This window comes from Pseudomonas sp. BS3767, from assembly GCF_900099665.1.
Classification (GTDB): domain Bacteria; phylum Pseudomonadota; class Gammaproteobacteria; order Pseudomonadales; family Pseudomonadaceae; genus Aquipseudomonas; species Aquipseudomonas cerasi.
This window is the reverse complement of the sequence record NZ_FNCX01000001.1, coordinates 571,689-584,999: the sequence shown is the minus strand read 5'-3', so window position 1 is coordinate 584,999 and position 13,311 is coordinate 571,689. Positions and strand designations below refer to the sequence as shown.

Genomic DNA, 13,311 nt, shown 5'->3' with positions numbered 1-13,311 from the left:
AACGATGCCTTGCGCCTAACGAAGGCTCCAGGAAATACCGGCATAAATCCCCATCCCGTCGCCGGGTGTCGAGCGTGCGATGTCTTTGCCGTTGTCGTCATAGCCGGGTGTCACGGTGCTGGCGTAACGCTGGTTAGTCAGATTGCGCAGGTCCAGCCAGGTCTGCCAGTCTTCGCCGGGTGACGCGTAGCCCAGTGTGGCGCCCAGTAAGGTGTACTGATCGGCGTAAAACGAGTTGGCGTAATCGACCGCGATCCTCGACGCGTGCTCAGTGTTGAGTGCTACGTAAACGCCGACAGGATGGCTGTAGCGCAGCTCGGCCTGATAGTAATGCCGGGGGATACCCGGCAGCGCGTTGGCGCCGAAGCGGTCGTCGTTACGGTAGTGAAAGTCGCTGAACGTGTAGGCCTGGCGTAAATCGACCTTGCCCGCAGCGCCTCCCTGCCACAGCGGGCTGTCCAGGCTGAGTTCGATACCGGTGTGGATGGTCGGGCTGGCGTTGGACTCGGCAATGACTTGCGAGCCTGTCGCGCTGGCTGCCTGGGTTTCGACACTGAGCAGTTCATGTCTGACCTGCGAGTAATACCACCCTGCGGTCCAGTCGCCTGCTGCGCTATTACCCTTGCCGCCGAGCTCCAGCGTAGTCGCAGTCTGATTTTCAAGTTTGACGCCAATACTCTGCAGGCCGGTCGCCGCACCGCTGCCTGCTGGGAAGAAATGGTTGGAACCCCAGATCATTGACCAGGCGTGCGGCGGCTCGACCGAGCGACTCAGATTGCCGTAAAGCTGCAATTGCGGCGTGAAGTCGTAGCGCAGGCCCAGCCGGGTGGCATAGTCCCAGGCGTGAGTGCTGACGGCCTGTTGGGTTGCGGGGTAGGTGACCTCTGTTTCGCGACGGGTATAGAGGGCGGCAACGCCCGTTGTCAGCCACAGGTCCGGTACCAGCTCCAGATCATTGCTCAGGTGCAGCACGCTGTCCGAGCCCAGGTAGCTGTAATCCCGGGTTCTGGTCCCTGGCGCATAGCCTGCGGTGTTGCCGGCAGGCACGCGGACGAATTCCGATGCGCCGTTGTCAGGCAGCCCCTTGGTGGTTCGCAGTCCCAGCGTGGTCGTGCTCTGATGGCCAGACACGGTGTCCTGGCGTATGTAATTGAGCGTGCCGCTGATATCGGTGTAAGCGACTTTCAGGCGATTGGTGCCCTCGCGCAGGTCCATGGGGTAATCGTGATAGACCAGACCCGTTTCGAGGCGTGAGCTTTCATCCAGATAAACAGTGGTCTTGTTGCCGAGCCAGGTGCTGCCGGGTTGCAGGCGTTTTGAGTCGCGCGTGCGGTTGAGCGCATTGGCCGTCTGTGGATCATGGCGGATCTGCTCGCGGGTCAGTCTGCCCGGCGAGTCGTTGTCGGTTTCCCGGTAACGAAAGAAGAAGCGGGTTTCCAGATTCGGGCTGAACCGGTAACCGACGTTGGCTGCGATACCCTGGCTACCGCCGGCACTCTGGTCCTGGAAGCCGTTGTAGCTTGAGTCGGTCACGCTGACGTAATAGTCCAGATCGCCCAACACCTGTCCCGAGCTGATCTGCCGTTTCGAGTAACCGTGGCTTCCTGCTTCGTAGCGCAACTGCAGCCTGGGCGCGTCATAACCGGTGTGGGTGACATAGTTAACCGCGCCACCCAGCGCCAGCGAGCCCAGTTCAAAGCCATTGGCACCGCGTCGTACTTCTACGTGGCTCAGCCATAACGGCTCCTTGAGTTCGTAGGGCGTACCCCCGGGGCCGGTCAGCGGCAAGCCGTCGAGCATTTCGAACAGCCCGGAGGCATGCGCGCCAGGCGCCCGGTTCAGGCCCGAACCACGAATCGAGATTTTTGCCCCCTCACTGTTGGCGGCCTTGGCGTAGATGCCGGGCTGGTATTTGAACACGTCTTCATTGTTGGCGACCCGTCCTTGCTCGACGGTGTTCATATCGACAATGTTGGTACCGCCCGGAACTTCCCGTAACGCGTCGCGCGGGATTTGCGCCGGGCTGTCGATACGTGAGCCGTCCACTTCGATGTTGGACAGGCTGACAACATCAGCCTCGGCGACACAGGTAAAAGCAAGAGCCGTACTGAAACCGAACAATTGCAGGGTCAGGTTCAAGGGGGAAAGCAGAAACGGTGGGTGGTACTGCAAGTGCATACGCCTTGTGGTTCACGGCCAGCGTCAACTGCCAGCCCTGCGTGCTCTGGAAAAGGGACAGGTGTTCGATGCCTGATGTGTGACTGGCGTCACTAAACCGGTGAGTGAACAGTCGATGCCGGGCGATATTTTCAGGCTGTTCAATGCACTAAGTGAATATAATTTGCTTTTTGTCTGCTCAGCGAGAACCCTTTCAGGCTTCGCCAGTCCTAGCCATTAGAGAGCATTCGCACTAGCCCAATAAACAGTCGTGGAGTTTCTGGAGTGTCGGAAAATAAAGCCCGAGTCGACAATGCGGCGACGGGAGATATCAAGCATCAGGGAAAGGATATCTTTTTCGCAGCGGTAGAAACGACACGGATGCCGATGATCGTGACGGACCCCAATCGCCCGGACAACCCCATCATTTTTGCCAACCGTGCATTTCTGGAAATGACCGGTTATGCGTCAGAAGAAATCATCGGTAGCAACTGCCGGTTTCTTCAAGGGCCGGACACTGATCGGGCGGTGGTGAAATCCATTCGCGATGCAATCGATGAACGCGTCGATATCTCCACTGAGATTCTCAACTACCGTAAGGACGGTTCAACGTTCTGGAATGCCCTGTTTATTTCTCCGGTCTATAACGACGCGGGTGACCTGATCTATTTCTTTGCGTCGCAGCTGGACATCAGCCGCCGTAGAGATGCCGAAGAGGCATTGCGTCAGGCACAGAAGATGGAGGCCCTGGGGCAGCTTACCGGTGGCATCGCGCACGACTTCAATAACCTGCTGCAAGTGATGGGCGGTTATATCGACTTGATCGGCAGTGCGGCAGAGAAACCCTCCATTGACGTGCAGCGTGTCCAGCGCAGTGTTCATCACGCCAAGTCTGCTGTTGAACGCGCCAGCACATTGACCAAGCAATTGCTGGCGTTTGCCCGCAAACAGAAGCTGCAGGGGCGAGTCCTCAATCTCAATGGCCTGGTCTCCACGACGGAGCCGTTGATCGAGCGTACTTTTGGACCGGAAGTGGTGATCGAAACCGATCTGGATCCGGCACTGAAAAACTGCCGCATTGACCCGACCCAGGCAGAAGTTGCCTTGCTGAATATTTTCATCAACGCCCGGGACGCGCTGATTGGCAGGCCCAACCCCAAGATATTCATCGAAACCCGCAATCTGGTCGTCGATGAGCTGGCCAATATGTCCTATGACGGTCTGTTGCCGGGGCGTTATGTTTCTATTGCGGTGACGGACAATGGCATCGGCATGCCCGCGAGTATCCGTGATCGGGTAATGGACCCGTTTTTTACCACCAAGGAAGAAGGCAAGGGTTCCGGGCTCGGTCTTTCGATGGTCTACGGCTTTGCCAAACAGTCGGGCGGCGCGGCGCGTATTTATACCGAAGAAGGTGTCGGTACTACGCTGCGCTTGTATTTCCCGGTAGACGAGGCGGTACTGAGTAAAAACGATCCGCCGAAAGCTTCGGAAAGGCGCATTGGCAGCTCCGAGCGGATTCTGATCGTGGAAGACCGTCCTGACGTGGCCGAACTGGCGAAGATGGTGCTGGATGATTACGGCTATGTGTCGGAAATCGTCCTCAACGCCCGTGAGGCACTGAAGCGCTTCGAGGCCGGCAGCACGTATGACCTGTTGTTCACCGACCTGATCATGCCGGGCGGCATGAACGGGGTAATGCTCGCGCGGGAAGTCAGGCGCAGGTACCCCAAGGTCAAGGTGCTGCTGACCACCGGCTACGCTGAGAGCTCGATCGAGCGAACCGACATTGGCGGCTCAGAGTTTGAGGTGGTGTCCAAGCCCTGTATGCCGCAGGACCTCGCCAGGAAGGTCAGGCAGGTTCTTGACGGGCCTAACGGTATCGCCTGACGGCACTGGCAATGCACCTGCGAAGGCCTGACTGTTCTCAGTCGGGCCTTCATGCTTTTTGGCGCACAGTGCACGGCGCTGTCTTTATTACGATACCTGCGCGCATCCTGCAGAGTTGCGTATATCCAGTGAGTATCGACAGTTAAAAGTTGGCAACAGGTTAATTCTCGTCCGTTATTAGCAGACGTCAGACAACTTCAATAATTAGAGCAAACAGCCTAATGAAACGGTACGTGTGTAAAGCGCTTGGAGCATCGGGCGAAGTTTACGTTCCGTTGCTGTGCGTCATTAACAATACTGTTCTATTGTGCTGTGTACAGCCTGAAAAAAAGTCTATAAAAGTTTTAAACTTCTTGAACGTCGCCTGGGTCATTGATGGGTACGTCACACATTTGTGCGTTCACTGCCAATGACTCAAAGGACTATGACTATGATTCGCGACGACCGTATCGCCCCAGGTGCCCCTGTGTACCACGAAACTCATGCAGCGGCTCCGCTGCTTAAACGAATCTCCTGGAGTGCGATTCTGGCCGGTGTTGTTCTGGCCATGGTTGTGTCGCTGTTGCTGAACCTGCTGGGTACGGCAATCGGAAGTGCCAGTATCGATCCCATGCAGGAAGCCAATCCACTGTCCGGTATGGGTACGGGCGCAGGTATCTGGGTCGTTGTAAGCTCGGTGATCTCGCTGTTCGTCGGCGGCTGGGCCGCGGGACGTCTCGCGCAGCGCGAAGGCGCGTTTCATGGCCTGCTGGTGTGGGCGACTGTATCGCTTATCACTGTTTATCTGGTCTCCAGTGCAGTGACCGGCGTCGTACGCGGTGGCCTCAATCTGGCAGGTAGCGGCATGTCGGCCCTGGGCAGCGGTATCGCACAGGTGGCTCCGGCCGTTGGCAGCAAGATTCAGGATCAATTGCGCGCTCAGGGCATTGATTTCAATCTGGACGATATCCAGGGCGAAATCGAAACGGCCATGCGTCAGACCGGCAAGCCCGAGCTGAACCCGGACAATGTCAAGCAGGAAGCTCAAGCGACTCAGCAGGATGCGCAGAATACTGCCAAGCAGAGCGCACAGAATCCTCAGCAAGCTGACGAGCAATTGAGCGGTCTGATGGATCGCATCAAAGCCAAAGGCGACCAGGCTTGGGATGCGGCTGATCGTCAGGCGCTGGTCAATCTGATCAAGGCGCGTGGCAACAAGACTGATGCCGAAGCCAATCAGATCGTCGATCAGGCGCAGGCCAGCTATCGTCAGGCTTATGCCAAGTATCAGGAACTGAAAGCTCAGGCAGAACAGAAAGCCCGTGAAGCAGCTGAAGTGACTGCCAAGCGCGTTTCGCAAGGTGCCTGGATTCTGCTTATCACTCTGGTGATCTCGGGTCTGGTAGCAGCGGGCGCCGGTGTACTGGGTCGTCGTACTCAGCCGCCAGCCAAAGTTGTCGCTGCGATCTGAACCAACGCAACAAGACTGGACTGAAGTATCAGACGGGGAGCGTTGATCGCTCCCCGTTTTTATTTCAGCCATTCGATATCGTGTCAGTGCCGATCCGCTTCGACAACACGTTGGTAAAGTCCATCCCTCAATTTTTTACCTTATCATCGTGCGGCTCTACAGCTTGCGTAACAGTGCAACTTTCAAAGAGCAAATACTCTAACAGCCTGCGGCGGGATATATATTCAATCTCAACGGTGGCACCTGTGCCATTGATGTTGCCAAGTCTATATTCACTGGGTTTTAAGGGTTGTTACTGTGAAGGTGTCCCGGTGGAATATCGGGTCGGGCTTTGGCTGTTCGGCAGTGGGCTCAGGCTGGGTGAATTCGGCACTTAGCAAGTACGCTTGTGAGCGTGCAGAATCAAACGTCATGTTGTGCGCCCACAAACGGGTGCTGACACTTCCTTTGGTCCGATACTGCCCGTCCGGGTCACGTGCCACCACGGTCAGACTGGCATCTGCACCACTGGGTATCAACAGGCGATCGTTTTGGCGGTCGTACGCCATGCTGTTGACAGCGCGGGTGGTGGGCAATGCTGCGAGGCGTTTGCCGGTCATCAAGTCGGCAATAATTAACTGAGGGCTTGCGCCACGACAGGCAATGAACAGACGTTGTCGCGATTCATCGGCGGCGACCGCGCTGGGTTTGTTGCAGCCCTCGAACGTCCAGTACTGATGTTTCTCCAGCAGTTGGCCTGAAAGAACGGCCACTTGATTCTCGTCACGCATCGGCACTATCAGCGTGCCGTCGCCGAGGATGATCGGCGCGTCGAGTTTCTGTGCCGGAACCTGCCGGGAACCCACGAGTGCGTCGGTACGTGTGTCGATGAAATACAGTGTGGAGTGGTCGCCGCGACGGCCGCTGGTAACGATCACTCGCTGATGCCCGGGATCGTAGATGACATTGTTCAGGTTGCCTGAGTCCAGTTTGAGCCGGTTTTGTACGGTCATGCGGTCCAGCGCGACGATGCCTAATGTACCGTCCATGTTGGCGACATAGGCGTGATTGTGCTCAGGTGCAAAGGCAACGGCATTGGCACCGGTCGAGTTGTCCAGGGTCTTGATCAAAACCTGCCGTTCGACGTCGAACACGGATAAACCGTTCTCGCGGCGTGCGATGTACAAATGAGGCTGTGCCGGCTGCAATGCCGCGAACCCCCAACTGTAGCCAGCGCCTGGCAGCACGGTTGCTGCGCGGGTGGTGTACAGCAGCGAGTCATCCGCCTGAACCGAAAGAGGTGCCAGCAGCGTGAACACACTGGCAAAAATCTGTAATCCCGTCACCTTGAGCCACCTGATCAACGACATCATCGGCTTAAAACTCCAGAGTGGTGGAAACAATGAACTGCCGCGCATCACCAACGGACACGAAGTAACGGTTGGCGCTGGAGGTGTAATACGTGCGGTCAAACAGGTTCTTGACGTTGAACTGAATGTTGAGCTTGTGCTCATCGACTTTTGTATCGTAAGACGCGAAGGCATCCGCCACGGTGTAGGCGGGCAGTTCGAATGAGTTGGCAGAGTCTCCCGGGCGCTCTCCGACGTAATGTGCGCCAGCGCCGGTGCGCAAGCGGTCACCGCCGCCGATAATGCTGCCCCAGTCGTATACCGCAGACACTGCCGCTGTGCGCCGGGCGACGTTCCACAGCTCGTTGCCCTTGTAGAGCGGGTCCTTGGTGATCTTCGCATCCAGTAGTGCAAAGCTGCTGATCACGCTCCAGCGATCGGTCAATTCTCCAGCCACGTCCAGTTCTATGCCTCGCGAGCGGGCTTCTCCGGATGTCCGCCAGTCGGTGAGCTTGGTCGCATCGTTGAACTGGGAGACCAGAATGTTTTTCTTGCGAATATCGAAGACCGCTGCGGTAGCCGTAATGCGTCCCGGAATGTCCAGTTTGGCACCCAGTTCGTAGGACCTGGCTTGCTCAGGCAGCACGGCAGAGTCAATGACCACGCCACTGCTTAACGGCGCAATGGTTGAGCTGGGTTTCAGTGATTGCGTGTAGCTGCCGTAGAACGACAGCACATCGTTGTATTTGTAGACGACGCCACCGCGCGGCAGCCATTTCTGCCCATTGATATTGGTGTTTGCCACAAAGGGGCGACCGCGTCCGGCTATTTGATCGTAGGTTTGGTAGCGCGCACCGGCCACCAGAATCCACTGTTCGTTGAGGTGGAACGAGTCCTGAGCAAATAACGAGGTGGCGCGCAGTTTATCGGTCTGGTCACTGTCGCTGGCCGATACGGTGCTGGACGGGGATTCCCGGCCATAGACAGGGTTCAGATAATTGAAGCTGGACCGCGCTGTTTGACGCAGCAGGTCCGAGCGGAAGATTTTGCGTTTCTCATCATCGACGCCAACCTGCAAGTCATTCTGGAAGCCTGCGATCTGAAAGGTGCCTTCCAGGTCGGCAATTGCAAAACTGTCGGCGCTCACAGCACCATGGGTTGCATCGTTACTGCGCGTCACTGCGCCCGTGGCGGCATTGATGGCATTGATCCGCAATTGGTTGGCATCGTAGGTTTCACGGTTCCAGCTGTAGCCGAAATGAGATTTCCAGTTGTCGTTGAACTGATGGTCGACGCTCAGTTGCGTGAGGTCCGAGCGACCTTCCATTTCATTGAACGGTTCGTCCAGGCGCCGTGTTCTGGGAATATCCAGCGGGTGGTTGGTACGCGGGTCCAGTGCCGTTCCGCGGTCGAAAGGGTAAAGAAATTCCCTGTGCTCATATGAAAGCACCACTTGTGTCGTGTCGCCGTACCAGGCAAGCGATGGCGCGACCAGAGATTCGCGATGGGTGCCGAAATTACGCCAGTAATCCTCGTCTTCATAATCCACCACCATGCGATAAGCCAGACGGCTGTCGCCCAGCCCGCCGGTGCTGTCAAAGCTGCCACCGCTACCGTCGCGGCCATGCGCATAGGCGGAGGCGCGACCACTGATTGCGTTGTAGCTCTCCAGCTGCGGGCGTTTACTGACGACGTTGACTACGCCACCTGGGTCCATGATGCCGTAAAGCAGCGATGCCGGACCTTTGAGCACTTCCACGCTGTCAGCAGTAGCGCTCAGACCACGTCCCTGAACGATGGGCATTCCGTTGTGCATGATCGAACCGTCGCGATTGCCGCCAAAGCCACGCTTCATCAAGGTGTCTTGCGTCGCCGCCAGGGTGTTGCCCTGAGTGATGCCACTGGTATTGGCCAGCGCATCGTCCAGATTGCGCGGCTTCTGATCGCGCAGAACTTGTGCAGAGACTACGTTCACGACCTGGGGCACTTCCAGCGTCGACCTGTCGCTGTGCAGGATCGAACTCGTACCGGTTGGCTGGTAGCTGGTACTGCGATCGGAGTTGGCTTCAACCTGTATCGCGCGCAACTCCATCGACTCTGAGGCAACCAGCGTGTAGCTGCCGTTGCTTTGCTGCGCGGCAAAGATGCCGCTGCCTGCGAGCAATGCGGTCAGTCCTTCAGTGACCGAGTAGTTGCCGTCAAGGCCCGGTCCGACCTTGCCGTCGGTATACGCCGCATTTCCGGCCAACTCGATACCTGCCTGCTGGGCAAAACGGACGAGTTGCCCGGTGAGTGGGCCTTTCTCGATGCTGAACCGGTGAGTCAATGCGCTTGCATCGGTGGCAGAGGCGGTTGAGACCCACGATGCACTTACACCGCCCACCGTCAATGGAATGATCATGGCCAGCGGCGTCAGGCTGAGATAAAACGGGCGTCGTTTATGGAAATGCATAGTGCTGGCGTCCACGCTGATGAAAGGAAAAAATATTGGCTTTCATCTACACCGGACGAGCAGGGCAAAAGGGGAACCACCGCGTGCAAAAAAAATCAGGACCGCGCAATTATGCCCGCGCCTCGACAGTGACCCACCAGGGCAGCGTGCGCTTGATCGCCACGGGCAGTACCGACGCGAGGGCAGCCAGTGCCCTGTCTGTATCTTTGATGGAAAAGGTGCCGACCACTCGCAGCCCTGCAATCTTCTCGTCACAAGCAAGGTAGCCATGCCGGTAGCGGGACAGTTCATTGACGAACTGCAGGAGCGGCATACCTTCAGCGACCAGAATGCCGGAGGTCCACGCGCGGCCAGAGGCAGGAGCGGGTTGTGGGCCGTCGAGTCGATCCCCATAAAGGGTTATCTGCTGCCCGGCATGTACATCGCAGCTTTGATCGGCTGCCATGACCGACACCTCGCCTGAATAGACCGTGATGCAGGTGGCGTCATCATTCAGCAGCCGTGCACTGAATTCTGCGCCGTATGCCTGCGCTTTTCCATTAAGGGTCTTTACCTGCGTCCGCTTATTCCGCGAGCGGATAGCGTCGATCAACACTTCGCCTTTCAGCAGTTGCAACGCTTGAACATCAGGGGAGGCCGTAACGTTCAATGCGCTGGCGGTGTTGAGCCAGATTCGGGTGCCGTCAGCCAGCGTGAACTCTCGTGTTTCGCCCGTTGAGGTGGATAAATCGGCCCGAATCGAAGCAAACAGCGAGCCGTTCTCACCGTTGTTCAGCAGGTGCCAGCCCAATGCCCCGCCCAGTGCGAGAACGCCCATTGAAAGAAGGGTCTGACGGCGGCTCATCGATGAAGAGGTGGTGGACTGTAGAACCTTGTAAGCGCCATTTCTTTCTAGCGGATCCTGAAACTGGGCGAAGCGTCCACCTATCTTCTCCACCAGTGCCCAGGCCTTGCGGTGTTCCTCGTTCTGGCTCAGCCAATTCTGCCACTTGCGTCGCTCGGAATCGCCAGCATCCTCTGCACCCAGACGCGCATACCATGCCGCAGCTTGCTGGAGAACATCATAATGATCACTGCGAGGACTGTTCATGGTCAACACCCATCGGCACGTGCGGACAGTTCACGCACCATGCACTGATACATGACCTGTGCCATGTACTTTTTCACCATGCGCTCGCTGGTGCCAATCTGTTCGGCAATCTCGCGGTAAGTGTTGCCTGACAGTTGCGCCAGCAAAAAGGCGGTTCGCGCCTTGTGCGGCAAGTCACGCAGCATGGCGTCGATTTCATGCAGTGTCTCGAGAAGAATGGTGACGTACTCGGGGGAGGGGTGTAGGTTCTCGGGCCTGTTTGCCAGCTCTGTCAGCCATGCCTGCTCGATCTGCCCCCGGCGCCATTGATCGATGCACAGGCCACGTGCAACGGTACATAGGAACGACCGCGCTTCACCGGGCAGCATGAATACTCGTGGCTTGAGCAACAGGCGCAGGAAGGTATCGTGAGTCAGGTCCGCTACGTCGGCAGTGTTGAACGAGTTGCCAAAGCGCCGGGTCAGCCAATGACGTAGCCAGCCGGAGTGCTGTGCATAAAGGTCGTCGATGCGGGTCTGATCAGGAGCGCTTGAGCAGGTCATGAGAAAGCAGTCGTTCCGAAGTTATAGAGAATCATACGCATACAATAAACAATCTCATTGATAAAGCACAGAACAAGCGTGCCAATTGTCTTGTTGACTGACGTATGCCCTGCTTGCGTGTTCTGGCGTTGCCGCTCAATACGCTCGCCGCACGTGGGCAGGCGCTGTCGCAGATTCTGATCCTGCGTGCTATACCGATAAGCTATCGTCGATTTGAACCGGTTGCGTAAAGTGTCCAGCGTCGCGATATCCCGCCTGTGCGTGACGCACAAACGTATCGTTTTGGTAAGCCATGAATATAAAAACCAACCTAAGACGCCGCATTGTGGTGGTGTTTGCGCTGATGAGCGCATTTGTGGCGGCCATGTTTGGCATCGGTATTTACATGACCGAGCACTTCGTTGAATCCAGGCTCATTACCATTGATCTTGAAAACGATCTGCACCGTCTCTTGAATGCGCAAAGTACCAATGAGTGGAGTCATCGGCCTGAGCGCGAGGAATTGTTCTACGTCGAAGAAGGCGCAGGCGATTTGGCTGTTCCGCAGGATCTGGAATATCTGCATCCGGGGTTTCAGGAAATCACCCGTCAGGGCAAGGAGTATTATGCGCTGGTGAGTACCGTCGCCGACCGTCGCTATGTGTTGTTGCGAGATCAAAGTGGTTTCGAAAAGCGCGAAAGGATGTTGCTGGCCATTGTATTTGTCGGTTTTGTGCTCAGCGTGCTGCTTGCCGTGTTGCTTGGGCGTGTGCTCGCCACACGCGTCATCGCTCCGGTCGCGCGTTTGTCGCGTCAGGTTCGACACCGTGATCAACTGTTGTCTATTGCGCCGCCGTTGTCTCCGGACTATGCCGATGATGAAGTGGGTGAGCTGGCTGTTTCTTTTGACCATACGCTCGGGCAATTGCGAGCGGCACTGGGCCGAGAGAAGTTGTTTACCAGTGATGTCAGTCACGAGTTGCGTACCCCTTTGATGGTACTTGCCTCGTCCAGTGAGTTACTGCTTGAGAGCCCCTGCCTGGATGAGTTGGGGCGAGCGAAAGTCTTGCGTATCACGCAGGCGACGTCCGACATGCGCCAGCTCGTTGAAACATTTCTCATGCTGGCCAGGGACAATGGAGCCCATGCGCGCAATGGTCTCCGGGCAACCGTACATGAAGTGGCGTGCGAGCTGATTGAGGTATGGCGAACGCCGATAGAAAAAAAAGGGCTGGAGTTGATGTTCAGTCCTGGCGCGAACGCAGGTGCGTCTTACAACGCGACCCTGTTGCATTCGGTAATGGGGAATCTGCTGCGTAATGCCTGGCATTACACCGATACGGGGTATATCAAGCTGTCGCTGTTCAAGACCGGGTTTTGTGTAGAGGACAGCGGCTCGGGTATTTCCGACGACACGCAGAATGCGTTGTCCCGACCCTTCGTACGGGGTGAGGAACAACGTGGTGAAGGGCTGGGAGTAGGGCTGTCACTGGTTAATCGGATCTGTGCCTATCAGCGATGGCAGGTGACATCAAGCAACCTGCCTGGCGGTTGCAGCTTCCGTGTGGAACTGCAACCGCAGGATGCGGACAGCGAGCCCGTCAGAGTCAGTTGAGTGGTTTATGCGGGGTGGTTTCAATCGGTTGCGCCAACTGCCGCCAGCCATAAAAGGCGAGCGCGGTAAGCAGCGCACTGAGCCAGACAATCACACCAGCCCAGAATGTGTGGGACATGAAATGCCAGCCCTGAACAACTCGTGTGGTGCCGTAGATTGCACCCAGTACGGTCGATGCGTAGAGGATTGCCTTGGCATGGCGCCAGCAGTAACGGCGTGCAACGAAATACAGTGCCACCATGGTAAATCCCCCCGAAGCATGGCCTCCTGGCCAGCAACGACCTGCACCTGCTTCATGGAACAGGCTGAAGTTTTCGAACCACTCCTTTTTCTCCATTGTGCCGCCATACAGAGTGGTTTCCACAGGGCAGTAAATGCTCGTGTGACTTTTGAAAAAGTGGATCATGCCGGTGATCACCGCGAAAGAGACCACGATAAATAGCAGGTCGCGACGGTGACGAGCAGTGAAGCGTAACAATGGGGCTACCCGAGCAGTTTCCAGCAAGCCAATCATTCGGTCATTGCGCCCGGGCTTCAGCAGTGGCCATATAAAGGACAGCAACAGCCCGATCACTGCGGCTTCTCCCGTCCAGTCGGGAATGATCCTGGGCCAGCGGTGGGTCAAATTTTCAAATAGGCGGTCATGCTCAAACGGAAATACCTGAAGCGGGTAGTAAAGCCAGTTGCTGATCGCTTCGTCGAGCGAAGTAAGATCAAAAACGAAAAAGGTCAGCAGCGCTATTGCCACCGGCACGCCGAAGTTCCAAGCATAGAATCTTGATTTTTCGCTTTGCACTCTTTTTTATTC

The 13,311-nt window shown here is 56.7% G+C and carries 9 protein-coding genes; 3 read left to right on the top strand and 6 right to left on the bottom strand.

Translation table 11 applies throughout. The features are described 5' to 3' along the window. Nucleotides 1–15: 15 nt before the first annotated feature. Complete coding sequence (locus tag BLR16_RS01915; protein ID WP_232917471.1) at nt 16–2,178, bottom strand: TonB-dependent receptor family protein; 2,163 nt, start codon at nt 2,176–2,178, stop codon at nt 16–18. Nucleotides 2,179–2,442: 264 nt separating this feature from the next. Here BLR16_RS01915 and BLR16_RS01910 point away from each other — a divergent pair, with 264 nt between their 5' ends. Next, nucleotides 2,443–4,047, top strand: a complete 1,605-nt coding sequence (locus BLR16_RS01910; RefSeq protein ID WP_044308042.1) for a hybrid sensor histidine kinase/response regulator — start codon at nt 2,443–2,445, stop codon at nt 4,045–4,047. A 430-nt stretch (nt 4,048–4,477) separates the two neighbouring features. After that, complete coding sequence (locus tag BLR16_RS01905) at nt 4,478–5,497, top strand: hypothetical protein (RefSeq protein ID WP_054080941.1); 1,020 nt, start codon at nt 4,478–4,480, stop codon at nt 5,495–5,497. A 272-nt stretch (nt 5,498–5,769) separates the two neighbouring features. Here the strand turns inward: BLR16_RS01905 and BLR16_RS01900 are convergent, their stop codons facing one another. The 4 genes from BLR16_RS01900 to BLR16_RS01885 form a co-directional block, all read right to left on the bottom strand. Continuing rightward, on the bottom strand, nt 5,770–6,849 hold the full coding sequence (locus BLR16_RS01900) for a YncE family protein (protein ID WP_058416500.1): 1,080 nt from the start codon (nt 6,847–6,849) through the stop codon (nt 5,770–5,772). A 4-nt stretch (nt 6,850–6,853) separates the two neighbouring features. Further along, complete coding sequence (locus BLR16_RS01895; RefSeq protein WP_371123433.1) at nt 6,854–9,226, bottom strand: TonB-dependent siderophore receptor; 2,373 nt, start codon at nt 9,224–9,226, stop codon at nt 6,854–6,856. Nucleotides 9,227–9,386: 160 nt separating this feature from the next. Beyond that, complete coding sequence (locus tag BLR16_RS01890; RefSeq protein WP_074806455.1) at nt 9,387–10,367, bottom strand: FecR domain-containing protein; 981 nt, start codon at nt 10,365–10,367, stop codon at nt 9,387–9,389. Between the two features lie 2 nt (nt 10,368–10,369). Next, entirely contained in the window at nt 10,370–10,909 is a 540-nt protein-coding gene (locus tag BLR16_RS01885) for a sigma-70 family RNA polymerase sigma factor (RefSeq protein ID WP_003370913.1), read from the bottom strand. Nucleotides 10,910–11,201: 292 nt separating this feature from the next. Here BLR16_RS01885 and BLR16_RS01880 point away from each other — a divergent pair, with 292 nt between their 5' ends. Then, complete coding sequence (locus tag BLR16_RS01880) at nt 11,202–12,503, top strand: sensor histidine kinase (protein WP_054080937.1); 1,302 nt, start codon at nt 11,202–11,204, stop codon at nt 12,501–12,503. Here BLR16_RS01880 and BLR16_RS01875 read toward each other — a convergent pair. Further along, nucleotides 12,496–13,299, bottom strand: coding sequence for a phosphatase PAP2 family protein (locus tag BLR16_RS01875; protein WP_003370920.1), 804 nt, complete (start codon nt 13,297–13,299; stop codon nt 12,496–12,498). The genes BLR16_RS01880 and BLR16_RS01875 overlap by 8 nt on opposite strands. Nucleotides 13,300–13,311: the final 12 nt, after the last annotated feature.

Bases quoted from the DNA above. Each gene is read 5' to 3' on its own strand.
- BLR16_RS01915 (WP_232917471.1), bottom strand. From the start codon at position 2,178: ATGCACTTGCAGTACCACCCACCGTTTCTGCTTTCCCCCTTGAACCTG.
- BLR16_RS01905 (WP_054080941.1), top strand. From the start codon at position 4,478: ATGATTCGCGACGACCGTATCGCCCCAGGTGCCCCTGTGTACCACGAA.
- BLR16_RS01900 (WP_058416500.1), bottom strand. From the start codon at position 6,849: ATGATGTCGTTGATCAGGTGGCTCAAGGTGACGGGATTACAGATTTTT.
- BLR16_RS01895 (WP_371123433.1), bottom strand. From the start codon at position 9,226: ATGATCATTCCATTGACGGTGGGCGGTGTAAGTGCATCGTGGGTCTCA.
- BLR16_RS01890 (WP_074806455.1), bottom strand. From the start codon at position 10,367: ATGAACAGTCCTCGCAGTGATCATTATGATGTTCTCCAGCAAGCTGCG.
- BLR16_RS01885 (WP_003370913.1), bottom strand. From the start codon at position 10,909: ATGACCTGCTCAAGCGCTCCTGATCAGACCCGCATCGACGACCTTTAT.
- BLR16_RS01880 (WP_054080937.1), top strand. From the start codon at position 11,202: ATGAATATAAAAACCAACCTAAGACGCCGCATTGTGGTGGTGTTTGCG.